The sequence below is a fragment of the Lelliottia sp. CFBP8978 genome (assembly GCF_034046055.2).
GTDB lineage: Bacteria > Pseudomonadota > Gammaproteobacteria > Enterobacterales > Enterobacteriaceae > Enterobacter.
This window is the reverse complement of sequence record NZ_CM188253.1, coordinates 3,454,778-3,477,979: the sequence shown is the minus strand read 5'-3', so window position 1 is coordinate 3,477,979 and position 23,202 is coordinate 3,454,778. Positions and strand designations below refer to the sequence as shown.

Genomic DNA, 23,202 nt, shown 5'->3' with positions numbered 1-23,202 from the left:
CAGCCCAAATGATGTTATCTATTGATTACTGACGAACCAGGCGCCCTGTCGCCGGAACAAAGTCCGTATTGGTCCGCCACGGGTTGATGTCTAATCCGCCGCGACGGGTGTAACGCGCGTAGACACTCAGTTTCTCGGGCTGGCAGAAACGCTGGATATCATTAAAGATGCGCTCCACGCATTGCTCGTGAAACTCATTGTGATGACGGAAGGAGACCAGATAGCGCAGCAGTTTTTCCCGATCGATTTTCGGTCCGCGATACTGGATCTGCACCGATCCCCAGTCGGGCTGGTGCGTGATAAGACAGTTAGACTTCAGCAGATGACTCACCAGCGTCTCTTCAACCACTTTGCTGTCAGTGGCCTGTTCAAGATATGTCGTGCTGAATTCATAGCTCTCAATGGTGATATCCTGGTCATCAATACAGGTGCCGTGGAAATGGGCGACAGGCTGGCCTTCCAGTTCGTTCAGACGGTACAGGGCCACCGTGACTTTCCCTTGCGCGCAGGCGCTTAAATCACGTTCAAGCGTGCTTTGCACATCTTGCCAGCTGTCGAAGCGGGTCTGGTTAAAGCTGTTGAGGTAAAGCTTAAAGCTTTTGGACTCCACCAGATTCAGGCTGGCGTAATCAAGTTCAACATGACCCACCGCAACCTGCGGCAGTCCGCGGGCGTTGAGCCATGAGAGTTCGTACAGCGTCCAGATATCACCGCCGGTGAAAGGCAGCGCGTCGGCGTGCAGTCCGAGCGGATCACGGTTAAGGCTGCGGGGAACGCCTTGCAGCAGGCTTGCGTCATAGGTGTCGCAGTAATCGACAGATTTGCCAAGCGTTAAGCCTGTTAACGCCTGATGGTTTTCGTAAGACATGTTTCGTTGCCACTTTGCAGGTACACTATAGGCAGAGTTTATCCTGTCTTACGTGAAGAGAGAAATCGGTGGATATTGAGACTGCAAATGCCCTGACGGCGTTCACGACGCGCTACTGCGATGCATGGCATCAACAGAATGAGACCTGGCCGCAAAGTGAAGAGTTATACGGCGTGCCGTCACCGTGCATCATCACGACGCTGGACGACAGGATTATCTGGCAGCCTCAGCCATTTACGGCCGGGCAGAATGTAAATGCGGTTGAACGCGCAATGGACATCGTGGTACAACCAGCTGTTCATGCCTTTTACACCACACAGTTTGCCGGGGATATGCGCGCCCGTTTCGCGAGTGAAACGCTGACGTTGCTCCAGACCTGGAGTGAGCAGGATTTCCAGCGTGTACAGGAAAACCTGATTGGCCATCTGGTGACGCAAAAACGCCTGAAACTTTCGCCGACGCTGTTTATCGCTACGCTCGACAGCGAACTCGACGTGATCGCTGTCTGTAATTTGCATGGCGAAGTCATTAAAGAGACGCTCGGTACCCGCAAACGCGACGTTCTCGCGCCCTCACTTGTGGAATTCCTCAATCAGCTTGAACCCGATTTGTAATCCATCACGCAACAACGCTTGTGAGAGATCTCTTACATGTTTGTGAGAGATCGCCGCAACACATAGCGAGAAGCTAACTATTTAGTTATTCTAAAAACTAATTATTTCAAATGGTTAACTTGATTATTTCTTATTTTTATTCAGCGTGAGACTGTTGTAAGCCTGCACCAGTGGGTTGTAAGACGGAGCGGAATAGCGGATTCTATGTCCGTCGACAGGATGCTGACACGAGAGACGAACATCAGGATGATGACGCTTCTCACACAGGATACGTCAGGATGGCGCTGCAGGAAGGCTTCAGGATGAAGCAAAAGGATAACGCAGGACGCGTAAGGGACACCTCCAGGAAGGAGAAAGAGAGCCGGTCAGGATGCCCGGTGGGTCAGGAAGGCCAGGACGTTTCAGGATGAAACAATCACATCAGGGCGATGTGAGCAGGATGCGCGGTTACGGATAACCAGACCCTTGGGTCGCAGGAAAAGTTGTCACGGACGAGCAGGGAGCACAAATTGTAGCTGGATTGCTGCGGAACGAACCGGGAGCACTGTTTATACAGTGCTCCCTTTTTTTATTTCTGCGTCCCGCAATGCTATGCTGCGCGCCTTTCAGTTTCTCAGGTGAGGTTTTTATGACGCATAACGATAGCGTTCGTGCTCAGTTGCACGCCATCGAAGCACTATTGCGCAAACATCAGCTGTGGCAAGAAACCGCGCCGCAGCCTGAGGCTTTAGCAAGCACCCAGCCCTTCTGCCTGGACACCCTTGAACCTTTCGAGTGGCTGCAATGGGTGCTGATCCCACGTCTGCATGCGCTGCTGGATGGGGCATATCCTCTGCCGCACGATTTTGCGGTCACGCCTTATTATGAAATGGCGCTTGATGCGCAGCACCCGGCGCGCGATGTGGTGCTGATTGAACTGCAGCGGCTGGACACGCTGTTTGCCGGTGATAAAGCATGACCATTGAGATCCTCTATCAGGATGAATGGCTGGTGGCGGTGAATAAACCGTCTGGCTGGCTGGTTCATCGCAGCTGGCTGGATCGTGACGAGAAAGTGGTGGTGATGCAAACCGTGCGCGACCAGATTGGTCAGCACGTTTATACCGTTCACCGTCTGGACAGGCCGACTTCCGGCGTATTGCTGATGGGGCTGTCGAGTGAAGCGGGGCGGTTATTGTCGCAGCAGTTTGAACAACATCAGATTCAAAAGCGTTATCACGCCATTGTCCGTGGCTGGCTGATGGATGCAGCGACGCTCGATTATCCCTTGGTTGAAGAGCTGGATAAAATCGCTGATAAATTCGCCCGCGATGACAAAGAACCGCAGCCGGCGGTCACCGACTATCGCGGTCTGGCGACTGTTGAAATGCCTGTTGCGACCAGTAAATTTCCAACCACCCGCTATGGGCTGGTTGAGCTGGAGCCAAAAACCGGACGCAAACACCAGCTGCGTCGCCATCTCTCCCATCTGCGTCATCCTATTATCGGCGACAGCAAGCACGGCGATTTACGCCAGAACCGCAGTGCGGCGGAGCATTTCGGTTGTAACCGTCTGATGCTGCACGCCAGCCAGCTTAGCCTGACCCATCCTTTTACCGGTGAACCGCTGGTGATCCGCGCTGGGCTGGATGAGGTGTGGATGCAGGCGCTGTCACAGTTTGGCTGGACGGGACAACTCCCCGAAAATGAAAGGGTTGAGTTTGAGGCGAGCAACGGTCAGGATGATCGGCAATAGCGATAACAGAGGGCGTTAAGCATGGCTGAAGTGGGAATTTTTGTCGGCACGATGTACGGTAACTCGCTGCTGGTGGCCGAAGAAGCCGAGGCGATCCTGACCGGCATGGGCCATAAAGCGACAGTTTATGAAGATCCTGAACTGGCTGACTGGGAAAAATACAAAGATCAGTACGTGCTGGTGGTGACCTCGACAACGGGACAAGGCGATCTGCCGGAGAGTATTGTTCCGCTCTATCAGGGTATTAAAGACACCTTAGGTTACCAGCCCAATGTTCACTATGGCATCATCGCCCTCGGTGACAGTAGCTATACCCATTTCTGCGGTGGGGGTAAGCAGTTCGATGCGCTCCTGCAGGAGCAAAGCGCCCAGCGTGTCGGCGAAATGTTGATGATTGACGCCAGCGAGCATCCTGAACCGGAAAGCGAGTCTAACCCCTGGGTTGAACAGTGGGGCGCGTTAATCAAATAATCTCCCGCCCTCCTTTCGCGGAGGGCGTATACCCCGGCGTCAAGCGACCTGTCTCACACTCTTTTGTTTCATCTCCCCGGCTTCGACCCGTCATCACGTTTTCGTGAAGTACCTTCCACTTGTCTGGGCTTATGCCAGAAACAACCTTAAACCGCTCTCACAATGTTGTGTTCCTGCACAGTGAGGCGCTGTTGATCCCTTTCTTATACTTTTCCGGTCAGTTGCTACAAAGGCAGTCAAAAACATAAAACGGCATCCATCCGTACCAGAAATGCCGTACTAAAACTGCAAAACACTAACCGCTCATTCTGATTACCCTACAGGTTGTGCCGTACAGAATGAACCTGGCGAAAGCTATGATTCAGGAGTGCAACAATGAGTACATTAAGCCACGCGGCGAGCAGCGCTGAGAAGCGCACGAATGCTCGCTACTGGATAGTGGTGATGCTGTTTATCGTCACATCCTTCAACTATGGTGACCGCGCCACGCTGTCGATTGCTGGTTCAGAAATGGCGAAAGACATTGGCCTCGATCCGGTCGGCATGGGGTACGTTTTCTCCGCATTTTCATGGGCCTATGTGATCGGCCAAATCCCCGGCGGCTGGCTGCTAGACCGCTTCGGATCCAAACGTGTCTATTTCTGGTCCATCTTTATCTGGTCCCTGTTTACGCTGTTGCAGGGCTTTGTCGATATCTTTAACGGTTTCGGCATTATCGTGGCGCTCTTCACATTACGTTTCCTGGTTGGGCTGGCAGAAGCGCCTTCGTTTCCAGGTAACAGTCGCATTGTTGCGGCCTGGTTCCCGGCGCAAGAGAGGGGCACCGCTGTCGCCATTTTTAACTCCGCGCAGTATTTCGCCACGGTTATCTTCGCACCGATCATGGGCTGGCTGACGCATGAAGTGGGCTGGTCGCATGTCTTCTTCTTTATGGGGGGGCTTGGGATCGTCATCAGTTTTGTCTGGCTGAAAGTGATCCACGAACCGAACCAACATCCTGGCGTTAACAAGAAAGAGCTTGAGTACATCGCAGAGGGCGGTGCGCTGATCAACATGGATCAAAAGAGTGACAAAGCAAAAGTGCCTTTCAGCCAGAAGTGGGGCCAAATCAAGCAACTGGTGGGCTCGCGCATGATGATCGGTGTGTATCTCGGTCAGTACTGCATCAACGCTTTGACTTATTTCTTTATCACCTGGTTCCCGGTTTATCTGGTTCAGGCGCGCGGGATGTCGATTTTGAAGGCGGGCTTTGTGGCCTCTGTCCCGGCGGTATGCGGCTTTATTGGCGGTGTGCTGGGAGGCGTGATTTCCGACTGGCTGATGCGGCGGACCGGCTCGCTCAATATCGCACGCAAAACGCCGATTGTCCTTGGGATGCTGCTCTCTATGTCGATGGTGTTCTGTAACTATGTGAACGCGGAGTGGATGATTATCGGCTTTATGGCGATGGCCTTCTTCGGCAAGGGAATTGGCGCATTGGGCTGGGCGGTGATGGCGGATACCGCACCGAAGGAGATAAGCGGCCTGAGCGGTGGACTGTTCAATATGTTCGGTAATATCTCGGGCATTGTCACTCCGATTGCTATCGGCTACATCGTCGGCACGACGGGATCCTTTAACGGCGCGTTGATCTACGTTGGAGTCCACGCGCTGGTGGCCGTTCTGAGCTATCTGGTGCTGGTAGGCGATATCAAACGTATTGAGCTGAAACCCGTCGTGGGGGGCGCAGGATGAATACACAATCGAGTCCGATCATTACCGATATGCAGGTCATTCCGGTCGCCGGCTTCGACAGTATGCTACTTAATATTGGCGGCGCACATAACGCACATTTTACCCGCAATATCGTGGTGCTCACGGACAACTCCGGGAACACCGGTGTCGGTGAGGCCCCCGGCGGCGAGGTGATTTATCAGACTCTGCTGGACGCGGTGCCGATGGTCATCGGCCAGCAGATCGCTCGTCTGAATAGCGTGGTGCAGCGCGTTCATAAAGGCAACCAGGCGGCTGACTTCGACACTTTCGGCAAAGGCGCCTGGACATTTGAGCTGCGGGTAAACGCCGTGGCGGCGCTGGAGGCCGCCCTACTTGATCTGCTCGGTAAGGCGCTGAACGTACCGGTTTGCGAATTGCTCGGTCCAGGCAAACAGCGCGATGCGGTGACGGTTCTGGGTTATCTGTTCTACATAGGCGATCGCAAGAAAACCGATTTGCCCTATCTGTCCAGCACGTCGGGCAATCATGACTGGTATCACTTGCGTCACCAGGAGGCGCTCACCGGCGAAGCGATTGTCCGGCTGGCTGAAGCCGCACAGGATCGATACGGTTTTAAGGATTTCAAACTCAAGGGGGGCGTCTTGCCGGGCGAGCAGGAGATCGACAGCGCCAGAGCGCTCAAAAAACGTTTCCCGCAGGCAAGAATCACCGTCGATCCGAATGGCGCATGGCGACTGGACGAGGCGATTTCACTCTGTAAAGGGTTGAACGACGTCCTGGCCTACGCGGAAGATCCGTGCGGGGCGGAGCAAGGCTTCTCCGGTCGCGAAGTGATGGCCGAATTTCGCCGCGCCACAGGCCTGCCGGTGGCGACCAATATGATTGCCACCAACTGGCGAGAAATGGGACATGCGGTGATGCTTAATTCCGTGGATATCCCGCTGGCGGATCCCCACTTCTGGACACTTTCCGGCGCAGTGCGAGTCGCGCAGCTATGTGACGACTGGGGCTTAACCTGGGGATGCCACTCCAACAATCACTTCGATATCTCGCTGGCGATGTTCACCCACGTTGGTGCTGCTGCGCCGGGTACCCCCACCGCTATCGACACCCACTGGATCTGGCAGGAAGGCGACTCACGCCTGACCAAAAATCCGCTTGAAATTAAGAACGGTCAGATTGCCGTTCCGGATGCGCCGGGACTGGGCGTTGAACTGGACTGGGATCAGATCCACAAAGCGCATGAACTGTACAAGACGCTGCCTGGCGGTGCGCGAAATGACGCCGGTCCGATGCAGTATCTTGTGCCCGGTTGGACATTTGACCGTAAACGCCCGGCGTTCGGTCGCCACTCATAAAAAAGGATTGAACGATGAGCACTTTCTCTACCCCGATCGTGACCGCCATGCAGATTATTCCCGTCGCCGGTCACGACAGTATGCTGATGAACCTCAGCGGAGCGCATGCTCCCTTCTTTACCCGCAATATCGTGATCATTAACGACAACTCCGGCCATACCGGCGTGGGTGAAATTCCGGGCGGCGAAAAAATCAGAAAGACGCTGGAAGAGGCGATTCCGTTAGTGGTCGGTAAACCGCTGGGCGAATATAAAAACGTACTGAACAGCGTGCGCCACACGTTTGCCGATCGTGATGCGGGGGGCCGGGGTTTGCAAACCTTCGATCTGCGCACCACCATCCATGTGGTGACCGGGATCGAGGCTGCGATGCTGGATCTTCTCGGGCAGCACCTCGGGGTCAATGTCGCCTCGCTGCTCGGTGAGGGCCAACAGCGTAGCGAAGTGGAAATGCTGGGGTATCTGTTTTTTGTCGGCGATCGCAAACTCACGCCGCTGGAGTACCAGAGCCAGCCGGACGAAAAATGCGACTGGTATCGAATCCGTCACGATGAAGCCATGACGCCGGATGCGGTCGTGCGCCTTGCTGAAGCGGCTTACGAAAAATACGGTTTTAACGATTTCAAACTGAAGGGCGGCGTGCTGGCGGGTGAAGAAGAAGCGGAGTCGATTGTCGCATTGGCGAAGCGCTTCCCGCAGGCGCGGGTGACTTTGGATCCGAACGGCGCGTGGTCGCTCGAAGAAGCGATTCGTATCGGCAAACACCTCAAAGGGGTCCTGGCGTATGCCGAAGATCCATGTGGTGCCGAGCAGGGGTTCTCGGGCCGCGAAGTGATGGCGGAGTTCCGCCGTGCAACGGGCCTGCCGACGGCCACCAACATGATTGCCACCGACTGGCGTCAGATGGGCCATACGCTCTCTCTGCAATCTGTCGATATTCCGCTGGCGGATCCGCACTTCTGGACGATGCAGGGCTCGGTACGCGTGGCGCAAATGTGTCATGAATTCGGGCTGACCTGGGGTTCGCACTCCAATAACCACTTTGATATTTCACTGGCGATGTTCACCCATGTGGCCGCCGCCGCGCCGGGCAACATTACCGCCATTGATACCCACTGGATTTGGCAGGAGGGTAATCAGCGTCTGACCAAACAGCCGTTCGAAATCAAAGGCGGAATGGTCCAGGTACCGACCACGCCGGGTCTGGGCGTCGAGCTGGACAGGGATCAGCTGATGAAAGCGCACGAGCTGTATCAGAAGCATGGCCTGGGCGCGCGCGACGACGCGATGGCGATGCAGTATTTAATCCCGGAATGGACCTTCAACAATAAACGTCCTTGCATGGTGCGATAAGCATCAATGCCGGTTCCTGCGGGAGTCGGCATTTTTGCAATCAATGCGGGTGTATGCTCAATGTAGTCAACAGGCGTAAGGATGGCTTATGAAAATTGTAATCGCACCAGACTCCTATAAAGAAAGTTTGAGTGCGCTTGAGGTAGCAACAGCGATCGAGCAAGGATTCAGCGAGATCTTCCCTTCAGCGCACTACGTGAAACTGCCGGTGGCCGACGGTGGTGAAGGTACGGTTGAAGCAATGGTTGCTGCCACGCAGGGCGGAATAGTTAAGGTCAGGGTCACGGGGCCGTTAGGCGAAAATGTCGAAGGCTTCTATGGGCTATCCGGCGATGAGCAAAGTGCATTTATCGAAATGGCGGCGGCCAGTGGCCTGGAAATGGTCGCGCCTTCCTTACGCAATCCGTTAAAAACCACCTCCTGGGGCACGGGAGAACTGATTCGCCATGCGTTGGATGCGGGTGTGCAGCATATTATTATTGGGATTGGCGGCAGCGCCACCAACGACGGTGGAGCCGGGATGGTGCAGGCGTTGGGTGCAAAGCTGCTGGATAACCAGGGCCATTCCATTGGGCAGGGCGGCGGTGAGCTGGAAAAACTGGCGCGGATTGATATCAGCGAGCTGGATAAGCGTCTGGCGGACTGCCGGATTGAAGTGGCCTGCGATGTCACCAATCCGCTCATCGGCGAAGAAGGCGCTTCGGCGGTGTTTGGCCCGCAAAAGGGGGCGACGCCAGAGATGATCGCCCGGCTGGATCGGTCGCTGGAGCACTATGCGCAGATTATTGCCCGCGATCTGGATATTGATGTCCTCAATCTTGAAGGAGGCGGTGCGGCCGGCGGGATGGGGGCGGCGCTCTATGCGTTTTGTGGCGCGCAGCTGCGTCAGGGGATCGAGATTGTGACGGACGCCTTGCAGCTGGACAAGCACGTCGCTGATGCCGATCTGGTGATTACCGGTGAAGGACGCATTGATAGCCAGACGATCCACGGCAAAGTTCCCGTTGGCGTCGCAAAGGTCGCTAAACGCTACAATAAACCGGTCATCGGGATTGCGGGCAGCCTGACGGCGGATGTTGGCGTGGTACACCATCACGGCATCGACGCGGTGTTCAGCGTGATCTACACCGTCTGTTCTCTGGAAGAGGCGTTAGACAACGCCGCAGAAAACGTGCGTATGGCGGCGAGAAATATCGCGGCGGTTTTGAAAATGGGAATGAACACCTAACTTCCCTTCACCCTCGCCCCTTTGGGGTGAGGGGCCAAGGCCGCCCTTAGCCTCCCAGTATTTTTTGCGCCTCACGCGCCACGTTATCCATCTCATCGAGCAGCTCCAGAAACTCCGGTTCGAGTTCCGACTCCGGCGTTCCCGCACGCAGCTGCTGTTCCAGTATATGACACAGGTTTTTCAGGCGCGGAACCCCGCTGTAGCTACAGCTGCCGTGCAGTTTATGGATGGCCTCCACCAGCTCGTCCGGATTTTCACCCACCAGCTGTTCTTCAACTTTATTGCGAATATCCGGCAGGAAGGCGACCAGCATTTGCAACATTTCGCGGGCTAAATCGGTTTTACCGGCGGCCTGGCGCAGGGCCAGCTGCCAGTCGAGCGTCGCGTTCGGGTTGACGGTGATTTCCACTGGCTCTGGTGGGGTGAGGTAGTTCGCGAGAGTGAAACCGGGCCTATAACGCAACAGCAGACTGTGGAGTTTCTCTTCGTCGATCGGTTTAGCCAGATAGTCATTCATTCCGGCGCTCAGCAGTTTCTCTTTCTGCCCCGCCATAGCATGGGCCGTTACGGCAATCACCGGTGTTTGCTGCTGGTGCGGGAGCTGGCGAATGAGCTCGCAGGCGCGGATGCCGTCCATGCCGGGCATCTGAATATCCATCAGAATCAGATCAAACTGCATTTGTTTAGCATGCTCAACCGCCTGCGGACCGCTACTGCACAGCTCCACATATTGCACCTGATCTTCCAGCAAGACGCCGATAAGCTTCAGGTTTGCCGGATTGTCATCCACGGCCATAACGCTCATGGGCAGTTTATGGTCCTGACTATCAAACGGCAGCGCCTGATGATTAAGCCGGCAATACTCTGTTAGCGCAGGCAGCAGACGCGTGGCGGTGAGCGGTTTTAACAGGCAGGCCGCCGCGCCGTCGTGTTTAAGCTCTTCAGCGTTAAGCTGCGCGTGGCACGGCAAGGCTAACAGCAGGAAATCGGTCATGGACGCGGCTTTCGCCAGCCGCTCCTGCTGCATCGTCAGCTCACCGGTAAAGGTCACCGGAATACCCATCAGTAAAATGTCGTAATGATCGACTGCCAGCGCAGAGAACGTCGGGCTGTAAATGACCTCAAGCGGCGTGGTGCTAAGCACATCCAGGGTGCTCTGTGCCGCAGCCGCATTGGGCTCAACGTACGCCAGGCGCTTGCCACGCAGACAGTCCGTTATCGGGCCGTCGGTCACCACGTTGGGATTCAGATCCAAATTGATGTGGAACCAGAAGGTCGAGCCGCGATTAGGCTGACTGTGGAAGGAAATATCGCCGCCCATCTCTTTGACCAGCTTCTGGGTAATGACCAGTCCCAGACCCGTTCCGCCGTGGCGGCGAGAGATACTGGCGTCCGCCTGTCGGAATGCCTGGAACAGTCGCGACTGATCGCGTTCAGGTATCCCGATGCCGGTGTCGCGGATCTGCACTTCAATTTGTACTTTGTTATTACTGATCGCACGCCTTTCGACCACAACGTCAATGTTGCCGCTTTCGGTAAATTTAATCGCATTGCCGACCAGATTGGTAATCACCTGTTGCAGACGCAGCGGGTCGCCGATGACGTTATCCGGCACATCGTTCTTGATGTTCAGCGTAAGCTCCAGCCCTTTGTCGTGCGAAGAGTGGGCCAGCAGAGTCACCACTTCATCCAGCGTGCTGCGCAGGGGGAACGGAATACTTTCGAGGATTAACTTACCCGCTTCCAGTTTTGAGAAGTCGAGGACGTCGTTAATAATCGCCAGCAGGTTATTGGCGGAGCGCTCAATGGTGTGCAGATGGTCGCGCTGCGTAGGATTAAGCTCTGATTTTAGCGTCAGCCGCGTGAAGCCAATCACTCCGTTCAGCGGGGTGCGCAGCTCGTGAGACATATTGGCAAGGAATTCAGATTTGATGCGTGCCGCTTCCTGAGCGCGTTTTTTCGCCAGATCCAGCTCAACGTTCTGGATCTCCATCTGCTCCAGCGTTTCGCGCAGATCGGAGGTGGCCTGGTCGACGTTATGCTGCATCTCTTCGTGGTACGCCGCCAGCGACATCGCCATTGAGTTGATGCCGTTTTTCAGCATATCCAGCTCGCCGAGCATGAACCCTTCGACGCGGCTGTCGAGCTGACCGCGCCGGATGCGGTCAACGGTATTCACCATGTTGCGAATCGGGCCGGTGACGTCACGCATTAATCGCCAGCCGAAGATCAGCGCAATGCCAACGCAGAACAGCATCATCACGCTGGAGATAAAAATCTCTTTGTACTGCTGTAATCGCACCGACTTGAGATCCAGCTCCAGCGCCACATATCCCAGGATATTGGTACTGGCCTTGGCATCGGAGGTGGCCGATTCATCAGGTGAATAACTCTCCGACAGAATCGGCGTGCGCAGAATCATAATATCGCCATGCCTGAGCACGCTCAGGCGACGCGGGAAGGGCGCGCCATCGGGAATTTTCAGCCCGGTCGGATCGAGATGAAAATTCGACGTGACAAACAGGCGATTATTTTCGTCATATACCGAGATGGCACGCACGATATCTGAATGACGCCGATGCAGAACGCTAATTAATTGTCCCAGAGGATCGCGGTTTTGCAGGTTCATCCCGTATTCGCTGGCGACGGCGAGCGGTTCGATGATGCTGGCTCCCGCATCTTCCAGTTGACGCTGCAAGTCGTTGTAACGGTGCACAACAAAGAAGATGCTCAGCAGTAAACCGATAAGAACGGTTGGGGCGAGGATCAAAATCATCATGCGCGCGCGCAGGCTGTAGTTGGTCATGGAGTTCCGTTATGGGACAATTAGGGTCATTATGTTTATTTGAGAAAATTCTCGGCGATGGCGCAATTCTACTCTGCAAAGCGACGCGTGACGACGCGTCAGATCATAACTGTTGATGTCACAGACCTGGATCCGTTTGGCCAGGGCGTTGCACATCACAATGGCAAAACGTTGTTTATCCCCGGATTATTACCCAATGAGCGCGCCGAAGTCACCTTAACGGAAGATAAACGTCAGTATGGGCGTGGGCTGGTAAAACGCCGTCTTAATGATAGTGCCGAACGCGTGGTGCCTGGATGCCCGCATTTTGGCGTCTGCGGCGGATGCCAACAGCAGCACGCCAGCGTTGCCCTACAGCAGAGCAGTAAAAGCACCGCTCTGGCACGTCTGATCAAGCATGATGTGAACGAAATCATTTCTGGTGAACCCTGGGGTTATCGCCGCCGGGCGCGCCTGAGTCTCAACTATCAGCCTAAAACGCGCACGCTGGAGATGGGCTTTCGTCAATCCGGCTCAAATGACATTGTGAATATCAAACAGTGCCCCATTTTGGTGCCCCGTCTTGAGGCGCTGCTCCCGGAAGTGCGCCGTTGCCTCGCCGATTTACAGGGGGCCCGATCGCTGGGACATGTGGAGCTGGTGCTGGCCGACAATGGCCCGCTGATGGTGCTGCGCCACACTGCGCCTCTCTCTGTCAAAGATCGCGAAAAACTGGAACGCTTTTCGCATTCTCATGAGCTGGCGCTTTTCCTCGCGCCACAAAGCGAGATACTTGAGCAAGTGACGGGAGACGCGCCCTGGTATTTGTCTGACGGGCTACGCTTAATGTTCAGTCCGCGCGACTTTATCCAGGTGAACGATGGTGTAAACCAGCAGATGGTGGCCAAAGCGGTGGAGTGGCTCGATGTTCAACCTGGCGACCGGGTGCTCGATCTGTTTTGTGGGATGGGAAATTTCACTCTTCCACTGGCGAAACGAGCCCAAAGCGTTGTCGGGGTTGAAGGGGTTGAGGCGCTGGTGGCGAAAGGCCAGCAAAATGCGCTTCAGAACGAATTGCACAATGTGACATTCTTTCATGAAAATCTGGAGGACGATGTCACTTTGCAATCGTGGGCAAAGCATGGGTTCGATAAAATTCTGCTCGATCCTGCACGCGCGGGTGCGCCTGGCGTAATGCAGCATATAATTAAACTCGCCCCAAAACGTGTGGTCTATGTTTCCTGTAACCCTGCCACGCTTGCGCGGGACAGCGAAGCATTATTGCGCGCGGGTTACCAGATTCAGCGTCTGGCAATGCTGGATATGTTCCCGCACACTGGGCATCTGGAATCAATGGTGTTGTTTGAGCACATCTAATTAGTTTTGGCTTGTCGAATTCGACAGGCCCTGGTCCCTAAAGGAGAGGACGATGGTTGCGGTAAGAAGTGCACATCTGAATAAAGCTGGTGAGTTTGACCCACAAAAATGGATCGTAAGTCTGGGGATTTCCAGCCAGCAGTCGTGTGAACGCTTAACCGAAACCTGGGCCTATTGTTTGCGTACCACGAAGGGCCATGCGGATGCCGATCTGCTGCTTTGGCGCGGTATCGAGATGGTCGAAATCCTCTCCATGTTAAATATGGATATCGAAACACTGCAGGCGTCGCTGCTGTTCCCACTGGCGGATGCGGAAGTGGTGAGCGAAGATGTCCTGCGGGAAAGCGTGGGCCAACCCGTCGTTTCGCTGATCCACGGCGTACGCGATATGGCCGCCATTCGTCAGCTTAAAGCCGCCCAAACGGATTCGGTCTCCTCCGAACAGGTTGATAACGTCCGCCGTATGCTGCTGGCGATGGTCGATGATTTCCGCTGCGTGGTCATCAAACTGGCAGAGCGCATTGCGCACCTGCGCGAGGTGAAGGATGCGCCGGAAGACGAGCGCGTACTGGCAGCGAAAGAGTGTACCAATATCTATGCGCCACTGGCCAACCGCTTAGGTATTGGTCAGTTAAAATGGGAGCTGGAAGATTACTGCTTCCGCTACCTGCATCCGGCTGAATACAAACGCATTGCCAAACTCCTGCACGAGCGTCGTATCGATCGCGAACACTACATTGATGAGTTCGTGGGCGGATTGCGCAAGTCGATGAAAGAAGAAAATGTGCGGGCTGAAGTCTATGGGCGTCCGAAGCACATCTACAGCATCTGGCGCAAAATGCAGAAAAAACATCTCGCGTTTGATGAGCTGTTTGACGTGCGCGCAGTACGAATTGTTGCCGACCGTCTTCAGGATTGCTACGCCGCGCTGGGGATAGTGCATACTCACTTCCGCCATTTACCGGATGAATTCGACGACTACGTCGCGAACCCAAAACCGAACGGCTATCAGTCGATCCACACCGTAGTCTTGGGGCCCGGCGGTAAAACGGTTGAAATTCAGATTCGTACCAAACAGATGCATGAAGACGCGGAGCTGGGCGTCGCGGCACACTGGAAGTACAAAGAAGGTCCATCGACCGGAACGCGTACCGGGCACGAAGATCGTATCGCCTGGCTGCGTAAACTCATCGCCTGGCAGGAAGAGATGGCCGATTCGGGCGAACTGCTCGACGAAGTGCGTAGCCAGGTCTTTGATGATCGGGTCTATGTCTTCACCCCGAAAGGGGATGTGGTGGACTTGCCGGCGGGATCCACGCCGCTTGATTTTGCTTACCACATCCACAGCGATGTCGGGCATCGCTGCATCGGGGCGAAGATCGGCGGACGCATCGTACCCTTTACCTATCAGCTGCAGATGGGAGACCAGATTGAAATCATCACCCAGAAACAGCCGAACCCAAGTCGCGACTGGCTAAACCCAAACCTGGGCTACGTCACAACCAGCCGTGGACGCTCCAAAATTCACGCCTGGTTCCGTAAACAGGATCGTGACAAGAACATTCTTGCCGGTCGCCAGATTCTGGATGATGAGCTGGAACATCTGGGTATCAGCATTAAAGAGGCGGAAAAACATCTGCTGCCACGCTACAACTTTAATGAGCTTGATGAGTTGTTAGCAGCAATTGGTGGCGGTGATATTCGTCTCAACCAGATGGTGAACTTCCTGCAGTCGCAGTTTAATAAACCGAGTGCGGCGGAACAGGATGCGGCGGCGCTGAAACAGCTTCAGCAGAAAACCTATACGCCGCAACACCGCAGCAAAGACAATGGCCGTGTGGTCGTCGAAGGTGTCGGTAACCTGATGCACCATATTGCCCGTTGCTGCCAGCCCATTCCAGGTGATGATATCGTCGGCTTTATCACTCAGGGGCGAGGGATCTCCATTCACCGCTCCGACTGTGACCAGCTCGCCGAGCTGCAATCCCATGCCCCGGAACGCATCGTGGATGCCGTCTGGGGGGAGAGCTATTCAGCCGGTTATTCGCTGGTGGTGCGCGTGACCGCCAACGACCGTAGCGGTCTGCTGCGTGATATCACCACCATTCTCGCCAATGAGAAAGTGAACGTACTGGGCGTGGCCAGCCGCAGCGATACCCGTGAGCAGCTTGCCACCATTGATATGACCATTGAAATCTACAACCTGCAGGTGCTGGGCCGCGTGCTCGGTAAACTGAATCAGGTGCCAGACGTGATTGACGCACGCCGTCTGCACGGCGGCTAAATACAACCCCCCTCTTTACCCCTCTCCGGTACCGGAGAGGGGGCTTACCGCAAGGAATTCCCATGACTCAAATCGACCGCCTGCTCGGCATAATGAAACGTCTGCGAGACCCGGAAAACGGCTGTCCGTGGGACAAAGAGCAGACATTCGCCACCATCGCGCCTTATACCCTTGAAGAGACTTACGAAGTGCTGGATGCCATCTCCCGGGAGGATTTTGACGATCTGCGCGGAGAGTTGGGTGACCTTCTGTTCCAGGTCGTGTTCTATGCCCAGATGGCGCAGGAAGAAGGGCGTTTTGATTTCAATGATATTTGTGCGGCGATCAGCGACAAACTTGAACGCCGTCATCCGCACATTTTTGCCGATGCCACGGCGGGTAACAGTGAAGAAGTGCTCGTGCGCTGGGAACAGATCAAAAGCGCTGAGCGGGCTGAAAAATCACAGCATTCAGCGCTGGATGATATTCCTCATAGCCTGCCGTCACTCATGCGCGCGCATAAAATCCAGAAACGTTGCTCGACCGTAGGGTTTGACTGGACATCGCTTGGCCCGGTTCTGGACAAAGTGTACGAAGAGATCGACGAAGTCATGGACGAAGCAAAACAGGCCGTTGTGGACCAGGCCAGGCTAGAAGAGGAGATGGGAGATCTGCTTTTTGCAACCGTGAATCTTTCTCGTCATTTGGGCGTCAAAGCCGAAACGGCGCTGCAAAAAGCGAACCTGAAATTTGAGCGTCGGTTCCGCGAAGTCGAACGCATTGTCGCCGCACGGGGCCTGGAAATGACCGGGGTTGACCTCGATTTGATGGAGGAAGTGTGGCAGGAAGTAAAACGCCAGGAACATGATCTCTAACGGATTTTTGCGATCAAGCGCAATTTGTGTGATTTTTTAAATGACAAGCGCTTGATTTGCGTCAAAAACATTTACCCAAAAGGGGCTATTTTCTCACTCCCTATGTTTGTCAAAGCCTGAGTCAGGAGACGGAGAATGAAAGTTTGTGGCGCTCGCCGTGTTCGGGTATACTACTTTCCCGTCCTGGTTATTCCATCATTCCAACCTAACTTCTCAGGTTCAGCATGACAACGAACTATATTTTTGTGACCGGCGGGGTTGTATCCTCTCTGGGTAAAGGCATTGCCGCAGCCTCCCTCGCGGCCATTCTTGAAGCCCGTGGCCTCAATGTGACCATGATGAAACTGGATCCGTACATCAACGTCGATCCGGGTACCATGAGCCCAATCCAGCACGGTGAAGTGTTCGTTACAGAAGACGGCGCTGAAACCGATTTGGACTTAGGCCACTACGAGCGCTTCATTCGCACCAAAATGAGCCGTCGCAACAACTTCACTACGGGTCGTATTTATTCTGACGTTCTGCGTAAAGAGCGTCGTGGCGACTATTTAGGCGCAACCGTTCAGGTTATCCCGCACATCACTAACGCTATCAAAGAGCGCATCATCGCTGGTGGCGAAGGCCATGATGTTGTGCTGGTTGAAATTGGCGGCACGGTGGGTGATATCGAATCCTTGCCATTCCTGGAAGCGATTCGTCAGCTGGCGGTTGATATTGGCCGTGAACATGCGCTGTTTATGCACCTGACGCTGGTGCCGTACATGGCCGCTGCCGGTGAAGTAAAAACCAAACCCACTCAGCACTCCGTTAAAGAACTGCTCTCTATCGGTATCCAGCCAGATATCCTGATCTGCCGTTCCGATCGTGCCGTACCGGCCAACGAACGCGCGAAAATTGCTTTGTTCTGTAACGTTGCTGAAAAGGCTGTTATTTCTCTGAAAGACGTCGATTCCATATATAAAATCCCGGGCCTGTTGAAATCACAGGGTCTGGACGATTATATTTGTAAACGATTCAGCTTGAACTGTCCGGAAGCTAATCTGTCAGAATGGGAACAGGTTATCTACGAAGAAGCGAATCCGGCAGGCGAAGTGACTATCGGTATGGTCGGCAAGTACATTGAACTGCCGGATGCCTACAAGTCAGTTATCGAAGCGCTGAAACACGGTGGTCTGAAGAATCGCGTTACCGTCAACATCAAGCTGATTGATTCGCAGGATGTTGAAACGCGCGGCGTTGAAATTCTGAAAGATCTGGATGCAATTCTGATCCCGGGTGGCTTCGGTTACCGCGGTGTAGAAGGTAAGATCGCTACCGCACGCTTTGCGCGTGAAAACAATATTCCTTATCTTGGCATTTGCCTGGGTATGCAGGTGGCGTTGATCGAGTTTGCTCGTAACGTAGTCGGGATGGAAAACGCGAACTCTACGGAATTTGTGCCAGACTGTAAGTACCCTGTTGTAGCGCTTATTACAGAATGGCGTGATGAAGACGGCAACGTCGAAGTCCGTACTGAGAAGAGCGATCTGGGTGGCACGATGCGTCTTGGCGCACAGGCTTGCCAGGTTTCTGACGATAGCCTGGTTCGCAAGATGTATGGCACACCAACCATCACTGAGCGCCATCGTCACCGCTACGAAGTCAACAACATGCTGTTGAAACAAATTGAAGCTGCGGGTCTGCGTATTGCGGGCCGTTCCGGGGATGATCAGTTAGTCGAGATCATTGAGGTGCCAAACCATCCGTGGTTCGTTGCCTGCCAATTCCACCCGGAATTTACTTCAACGCCGCGTGATGGACATCCGCTGTTTGCAGGCTTCGTGAAAGCCGCCAGCGAGTACCAGAAGCGTCAGGCGAAGTAAAAAAAGTTAGAACGGCAACGCGTACCATCGGTACGCGTTGTTTGTCTGGAGTTTTAGTTTAACTTGTACTGAGGAAAATCTAATGTCCAAAATCGTTAAAGTCATCGGTCGTGAAATCATCGACTCCCGTGGTAACCCGACCGTTGAAGCCGAAGTTCACCTGGAAGGTGGTTTCGTTGGTATGGCTGCTGCTCCGTCAGGTGCTTCTACTGGTTCCCGCGAAGCGCTGGAACTGCGCGATGGCGACAAATCCCGTTTCCTGGGTAAAGGCGTAACCAAAGCTGTTGGCGCGGTTAACGGTCCTATCGCTCAGGCAATCCTTGGCAAAGACGCCAAAGACCAGGCTGGCATCGACAAAATCATGATCGACCTGGACGGTACTGAAAACAAATCTAACTTCGGTGCGAACGCAATCCTGGCTGTGTCTCTGGCTAACGCCAAAGCCGCTGCTGCTTCTAAAGGTCAGCCGCTGTATGAGCACATCGCTGAACTGAACGGCACCCCAGGTAAATACTCTATGCCGGTTCCGATGATGAACATCATCAACGGTGGTGAGCACGCAGACAACAACGTTGATATTCAGGAATTCATGATTCAGCCAGTTGGCGCGAAATCCCTGAAAGAAGCGGTACGTATGGGTTCTGAAGTGTTCCACAACCTGGCTAAAGTTCTGAAAGCTAAAGGTATGAACACTGCTGTTGGTGACGAAGGTGGCTATGCGCCAAACCTGGGTTCCAACGCTGAAGCACTGGCTGTTATCGCTGAAGCTGTTAAAGCGGCTGGCTACGAGCTGGGCACTGACATCACTCTGGCGATGGACTGTGCAGCTTCTGAGTTCTACAAAGACGGTAAATATGTTCTGGCTGGCGAAGGCAACAAAGCATTCACCTCCGAAGAGTTTACTCACTTCCTGGAAGACCTGACCAAACAGTACCCAATCGTCTCTATCGAAGACGGTCTGGACGAATCTGACTGGGATGGTTTCGCATACCAGACTAAAGTTCTGGGCGACAAAATCCAGCTGGTTGGTGACGATCTGTTCGTAACCAACACCAAGATCCTGAAAGAAGGTATCGACAAAGGCATCGTTAACTCCATCCTGATCAAATTCAACCAGATCGGTTCTCTGACCGAAACTCTGGCTGCGATCAAAATGGCGAAAGACGCTGGCTACACTGCCGTTATCTCTCACCGTTCAGGCGAAACTGAAGACGCAACCATCGCTGACCTGGCGGTAGGTACTGCGGCTGGCCAGATCAAAACCGGTTCTATGAGCCGTTCTGACCGCGTTGCTAAATACAACCAGCTGATTCGTATTGAAGAAGCTCTGGGCGAAAAAGCACCGTACAACGGTCGTAAAGAGATCAAAGGTCAGTAATTTACTGAGCTTTCACTCTTAAGAAAAAACCCGCTTCGGCGGGTTTTTTTATGGCAGATTTACAGCAGTAAGGGGAGTGTTGCGCTCGCCGTTTGTTGGCTGATATCGCTGTACCGATCGTCAAGGGTAAGCAGAGTTGTGGCGAGAAGCTCCACCAGCAACATGACGCCAACTTTTGTGTTAAGCGCCCCGGCACTGAGTGGGCCTTCGGGTTTCGCTGCTACCAGCAGCATTTCGCTTATTGATGCCAGCGGGCTGCGCGGCGTGTTGCTCAGCGCCAGCACTTTGACCCCGCGTTTGCGCGCCAGCTTCACCACATGCAATAAATCCCGGGTCGAACCCGAACTTGAAATAGCCACCACCAGGTCATCGGCTGTTAGCGTTGCGGCGTTCATCGAGGCCCGATGCATATCGCTAAAAAGCTGCGCAGGTTTACCGAGACGAAGCAATTTGTAGTGTAGATAGTCGCCAACGATCGCGCTGGCCGCGACGCCGTAGATAAAAACCGAGCGCGACTGGTGGAGCGCTTTTGCCGCTTCCAGCAAAACTGCTCTGTCGAGCAGTCGGGCGGTATCCTGCAGCGCCAGTACGGACTCTTCTACTACCTCATCTGTCTGATCCCCTTTTCGTGACGGGGCCTGTTTACGCTGAACATCCATCGCCAGCGCCATTTTAAATTCTGTGTATCCCTTACATCCCAGCGTGCGGCAAAGCCGCGTTACGCTTGCCTCACTGGTGTCGCTTTCGCGTGCCAGTTCGGTGATGGTGAGGTAGAGCACTTTCTCAGGATCGTTGAGGACAAACTCTCCCAGTTTTTGGTGTGTTGGGCTGTATCCAGAGACGCCCTGGCGCAGCCTCAGCAGCAGATTTTTATTGTCTGACATGCAAGATCCTTAATGCGTTTCTCTGCCGGCTAGTGTGGCGGAAAGCAGGGGAGAGATACCAGTCATTTTAAAAAAGTATGATCCGCTTCCGGAATTTTGGTGATAATTTTCAGTTTTAATTAATAATATGGTAAAAATTTTCATTATTAGCGAGAGGACGGAAAATATGATGCCAATGTTCAGCGATGCCTCTTCAGGAGCGTGGTTTGAAAAGGCTCAACGATTTGGTAAATCGTTTATGTCGCCTGTCGCGGTATTGCCTGCTGCGCGACGCGCTTGCGTGCGAGGGTCAAAGGTGGCGGCAAGGTCAATGAAGCGGCACTGAAAGCGATCGTGTGTGGCAACGGGGGCCGGGTAATTGACGGCCCACGCGCCACCATCATTCAAACGAAGTCGAAGAGAGTTTAGCGTAATGAAAACGATACTGAATGTATTGAAAGGCAAATTGATCGTCTCCTGTCAGGCGCTGGAAAACGAACCGCTGCACAGCCCGTTGATTATGTCGCGCATGGCGCTGGCGGCGGCGCAGGGTGGCGCGGCTGGCATTCGTGCTAACAGCGTTGTCGACATCATCGCCATCAAAGAGAGCGTCTCTCTGCCGGTGATTGGTATCATTAAGCGTGATTATCCGGACAGCGAGGTGTTTATCACCGCCACCATGAAAGAGATCGACGAACTGATGACGGTGAAGCCGGAAATTATCGCCCTTGACGCCACCGCACGCCCGCGTCCGGGCGGAGAAACGCTGGAGACCCTGGTTGCACAGATTCGCGCCCGATATCCGTCGGTACTGCTGATGGCGGACATTGCCACGCTTGCCGAGGCAAAAACAGCGCAGGCCCTGGGATTTGATTGCATAGGAACCACACTTTACGGTTACACCGCGGATACAGCTGGTCATTCGCTTCCTGAAAACGACTGCGAGTTTTTGCGCGCGGTGGTGGCCGCCGTCACTGTTCCCGTTGTGGCCGAGGGCAATGTCGAAACGCCAGAACTGGCTGCGCGATGCCTGGCGTTGGGTGCTCACACGGTGGTTGTCGGGGGCGCGATCACCCGTCCACAGCAGATCACGGCACGCTTTGTGGCGGCAATGGGGGCGTAAAGCACCGATCGGGCATGATACTTGGGCGGGGATCTGCGATAATTAACGTTTATCCCTAAATTGAGATGACTATGCAGTACCCGATTAACGAGATGTTCCAGACCCTGCAAGGCGAGGGTTACTTCACCGGCGTTCCTGCTATTTTTATTCGTTTACAGGGATGTCCGGTCGGCTGTGCCTGGTGTGATACCAAACATACGTGGGATAAACTCGCAGATCGGGAAGTGTCGCTGTTTAGTATTCTGGCTAAAACGAAAGAGAGCGATAAGTGGGGAGCCGGGAGCGCAGAAGACCTGCTGGCGATCATTGGTCGTCAGGGCTGGACGGCCCGCCATGTGGTCATTACCGGCGGTGAACCCTGCATTCACGATTTGACTTCCCTGACCGATCTGCTGGAAAAGAACGGCTACAGCTGTCAGATTGAAACCAGCGGCACGCATGAAGTGCGGTGCTCGCATAGCACCTGGGTGACGGTATCGCCGAAAGTGAATATGCGTGGTGGATATGATGTGCTGTCTCAGGCGCTTGAACGTGCCGATGAGATTAAACATCCCGTCGGGCGAGTGCGTGATATCGAAGCGCTGGACGAATTACTGGCGACGCTGACGGATGAAAAGCAGCGCATCATTGCCCTGCAGCCAATCAGTCAAAAAGATGACGCGACGCGTCTGTGCATCGAAACCTGTATCGCGCGCAACTGGCGTTTGTCGATGCAGACGCACAAGTATCTGAATATTGCCTGATATAAAAAAGCCCGGATATCCGGGCTTTTTTGTCTTATTCGCCGCGATAAACGCAGCCTGCCGTACAGGTCTCTTTGATCATCACTGCGCTCAGCAGCGGTACCAGCGGTTTCATCTGATCCCAGATCCATTTTGCCAGCACTTCGCTGGTCGGATTTTCCAGCCCAGGGATGTCATTCAGATAGTAGTGATCCAGACGATCGTAGGTCGGCTTGAAGGCCGCTTTTAGCTCGGAAAAGTCCATGATCCAGCCCGTATGCGGATCGACTTCACCGGTAATTTCAAGACGCACCATGAACGAGTGTCCGTGCAGACGACCGCATTTATGTCCTTCTGGAACATGCGGCAGGTGATGGGCGGCTTCGAAGATGAAATCTTTAAACAGTGTGGTGGACATCATGTGCTCTCAGTCATGCGGAAAAAACCGCCGCATAGTACCGGAAAGTACATTTTTTAGCATTAACTAAAACGGCCCTCTGCTTGTGTCAGGCTATTTCAAAAGAATTTGACTGGTTTAATTGTTAATATTCAACAGGTTGCTTTATCGGTTTTGTTGTTAAGAACCATGACTAAAACAGGTTAGTTCTTTTGG

At 54.1% G+C, this 23,202-nt stretch carries 19 protein-coding genes; 15 read left to right on the top strand and 4 right to left on the bottom strand.

Features of this window, described 5'->3' with window-relative positions:
* Window positions 1-25: 25 nt before the first annotated feature.
* Window positions 26-868, bottom strand: a complete 843-nt coding sequence (queF, locus tag SOM82_RS16250; protein WP_320460496.1) for an NADPH-dependent 7-cyano-7-deazaguanine reductase QueF — start codon at window positions 866-868, stop codon at window positions 26-28.
* A gap of 68 nt (window positions 869-936) precedes the next feature.
* Between queF and syd the strand changes: the two genes are divergently transcribed.
* The 8 genes from syd to SOM82_RS16210 all read left to right on the top strand — a co-directional run bounded on the left by syd (window position 937) and on the right by SOM82_RS16210 (window position 9,341).
* Complete coding sequence (syd, locus tag SOM82_RS16245) at window positions 937-1,482, top strand: SecY-interacting protein (RefSeq protein WP_320460495.1); 546 nt, start codon at window positions 937-939, stop codon at window positions 1,480-1,482.
* 628 nt (window positions 1,483-2,110) lie between these two features.
* Window positions 2,111-2,440: a YqcC family protein gene (locus SOM82_RS16240; protein ID WP_320460494.1), complete on the top strand. Its 330-nt coding sequence runs from the start codon at window positions 2,111-2,113 to the stop codon at window positions 2,438-2,440.
* On the top strand, window positions 2,437-3,216 hold the full coding sequence (truC, locus tag SOM82_RS16235; protein WP_154126049.1) for a tRNA pseudouridine(65) synthase TruC: 780 nt from the start codon (window positions 2,437-2,439) through the stop codon (window positions 3,214-3,216). The genes SOM82_RS16240 and truC overlap by 4 nt, the downstream gene beginning before the upstream one ends.
* Before the next feature lie 21 nt (window positions 3,217-3,237).
* Complete coding sequence (locus SOM82_RS16230; RefSeq protein WP_320460493.1) at window positions 3,238-3,687, top strand: flavodoxin; 450 nt, start codon at window positions 3,238-3,240, stop codon at window positions 3,685-3,687.
* Between the two features lie 375 nt (window positions 3,688-4,062).
* Complete coding sequence (gudP, locus tag SOM82_RS16225; RefSeq protein ID WP_320460492.1) at window positions 4,063-5,421, top strand: galactarate/glucarate/glycerate transporter GudP; 1,359 nt, start codon at window positions 4,063-4,065, stop codon at window positions 5,419-5,421.
* The gene (locus SOM82_RS16220) at window positions 5,418-6,761 is read left to right on the top strand and encodes an enolase C-terminal domain-like protein (protein WP_320460491.1); all 1,344 of its coding nucleotides are present in this window, start codon (window positions 5,418-5,420) and stop codon (window positions 6,759-6,761) included. The genes gudP and SOM82_RS16220 overlap by 4 nt, the downstream gene beginning before the upstream one ends.
* Window positions 6,762-6,775: 14 nt before the next feature.
* The gene (gene gudD, locus SOM82_RS16215; protein WP_320460490.1) at window positions 6,776-8,113 is read left to right on the top strand and encodes a glucarate dehydratase; all 1,338 of its coding nucleotides are present in this window, start codon (window positions 6,776-6,778) and stop codon (window positions 8,111-8,113) included.
* 88 nt (window positions 8,114-8,201) lie between these two features.
* Entirely contained in the window at window positions 8,202-9,341 is a 1,140-nt protein-coding gene (locus SOM82_RS16210; RefSeq protein WP_320460489.1) for a glycerate kinase, read from the top strand.
* Window positions 9,342-9,387: 46 nt separating this feature from the next.
* Here the strand turns inward: SOM82_RS16210 and barA are convergent, their stop codons facing one another.
* Window positions 9,388-12,147, bottom strand: a complete 2,760-nt coding sequence (gene barA / locus SOM82_RS16205) for a two-component sensor histidine kinase BarA (RefSeq protein WP_320460488.1) — start codon at window positions 12,145-12,147, stop codon at window positions 9,388-9,390.
* Between the two features lie 57 nt (window positions 12,148-12,204).
* Between barA and rlmD the strand changes: the two genes are divergently transcribed.
* The 5 genes from rlmD (at window position 12,205) to eno (ending at window position 19,881) form a co-directional block, all read left to right on the top strand.
* Window positions 12,205-13,503 carry a 23S rRNA (uracil(1939)-C(5))-methyltransferase RlmD gene (rlmD, locus tag SOM82_RS16200; RefSeq protein ID WP_320460487.1) on the top strand — a complete coding sequence of 433 codons (1,299 nt, stop codon included), beginning with the start codon at window positions 12,205-12,207 and terminating at the stop codon, window positions 13,501-13,503.
* 52 nt (window positions 13,504-13,555) lie between these two features.
* Complete coding sequence (relA, locus tag SOM82_RS16195) at window positions 13,556-15,787, top strand: GTP diphosphokinase (RefSeq protein ID WP_320460486.1); 2,232 nt, start codon at window positions 13,556-13,558, stop codon at window positions 15,785-15,787.
* A 62-nt stretch (window positions 15,788-15,849) separates the two neighbouring features.
* A complete protein-coding gene (mazG, locus tag SOM82_RS16190) occupies window positions 15,850-16,641 on the top strand; it encodes a nucleoside triphosphate pyrophosphohydrolase (protein WP_154126040.1) in 792 nt (263 codons plus the stop codon).
* A 224-nt stretch (window positions 16,642-16,865) separates the two neighbouring features.
* Complete coding sequence (pyrG, locus tag SOM82_RS16185; RefSeq protein WP_320460485.1) at window positions 16,866-18,503, top strand: glutamine hydrolyzing CTP synthase; 1,638 nt, start codon at window positions 16,866-16,868, stop codon at window positions 18,501-18,503.
* An 82-nt stretch (window positions 18,504-18,585) separates the two neighbouring features.
* Window positions 18,586-19,881 (top strand): phosphopyruvate hydratase, encoded by a 1,296-nt coding sequence (gene eno, locus SOM82_RS16180; RefSeq protein ID WP_154126038.1) that lies wholly within the window; start codon window positions 18,586-18,588, stop codon window positions 19,879-19,881.
* Between the two features lie 59 nt (window positions 19,882-19,940).
* On the opposite strand, the gene SOM82_RS16175 is transcribed toward eno, so the two are convergent.
* Window positions 19,941-20,765: a MurR/RpiR family transcriptional regulator gene (locus SOM82_RS16175; protein ID WP_320460484.1), complete on the bottom strand. Its 825-nt coding sequence runs from the start codon at window positions 20,763-20,765 to the stop codon at window positions 19,941-19,943.
* 412 nt (window positions 20,766-21,177) lie between these two features.
* On the opposite strand from SOM82_RS16175, the gene SOM82_RS16170 reads away from it, so the two are divergent.
* Both SOM82_RS16170 and queE read left to right on the top strand, forming a co-directional pair.
* Window positions 21,178-21,867, top strand: coding sequence for an N-acetylmannosamine-6-phosphate 2-epimerase (locus SOM82_RS16170; protein ID WP_320460483.1), 690 nt, complete (start codon window positions 21,178-21,180; stop codon window positions 21,865-21,867).
* Between the two features lie 71 nt (window positions 21,868-21,938).
* The gene (queE, locus tag SOM82_RS16165) at window positions 21,939-22,610 is read left to right on the top strand and encodes a 7-carboxy-7-deazaguanine synthase QueE (protein WP_154126034.1); all 672 of its coding nucleotides are present in this window, start codon (window positions 21,939-21,941) and stop codon (window positions 22,608-22,610) included.
* Between the two features lie 34 nt (window positions 22,611-22,644).
* Here the strand turns inward: queE and queD are convergent, their stop codons facing one another.
* Window positions 22,645-23,010, bottom strand: coding sequence for a 6-carboxytetrahydropterin synthase QueD (gene queD, locus SOM82_RS16160; protein WP_320460482.1), 366 nt, complete (start codon window positions 23,008-23,010; stop codon window positions 22,645-22,647).
* Window positions 23,011-23,202: the final 192 nt, after the last annotated feature.